The sequence below is a fragment of the Staphylococcus sp. HMSC62A08 genome (assembly GCF_001839105.1).
GTDB classification, from domain to species: domain Bacteria; phylum Bacillota; class Bacilli; order Staphylococcales; family Staphylococcaceae; genus Staphylococcus; species Staphylococcus caprae.
Map to the genome: position 1 here is coordinate 1,893 of NZ_KV840063.1, position 639 is coordinate 2,531.

The 639-nt window shown below is 42.4% G+C and carries 1 protein-coding gene; it reads right to left on the bottom strand.

Annotation, left to right across the window (positions count from 1 at the left end; all coding sequences use genetic code 11):
* On the bottom strand, positions 1-639 hold a 639-nt coding region (locus tag HMPREF3264_RS13065), incomplete at both ends, for a putative Ig domain-containing protein (RefSeq protein WP_256324006.1).

Consider the following 639-nt stretch of genomic DNA (forward strand, 5'->3'; position numbering starts at 1 on the left):
CCCTCGGCATCTATCGTTGTTACCGTAATTGGATAGCTACCTACCTTCGTTGGCGTGCCACTGATTGTATTTGTCTCACTATTGAAACTTATGCCGTCTGGTAAGCCACTTACTTTGTTGGTTACAGCTTGACCGCTGTTGTCTGTTGCTTCAATCTTGATTGAATCAATCGCCGTATTCACTTCTTTGGTTTGATTTCCAATAGAAGTAACCGTTGGTTTTGTTGTGTCTACGACTTTAATCGTGAAGTTCGTTGTTGTTTCATTACCTGATGCATCAGTTGTCATGACTGTAATTGGGTAGCTTCCCACTTTTGTTGGTGTTCCACTAATTGTGTTTGTCTCACTATCGAAATTTACGCCGTCCGGTAGACCGCTTACTTTGTTGGTTACAGTTTGACCACTATTGTCTGTAGCATCGATTGTTATTGAATCGATAGCTGTGTTGACCTCTTTGGTTTGGTCTTTAATTGATGTAACCGTTGGTTTTGTTGTATCCACAACTTTAATCGTGAAGCTCGTTGTCGTTGCGTTACCTTCCGCATCTGTTGTGGTTACCACAATTGGATAGCTTCCCACTTTCGTCGGAGTCCCGCTAATTGTGTTTGTAGCGCTATCAAAACTTACGCCTTCTGGGAGT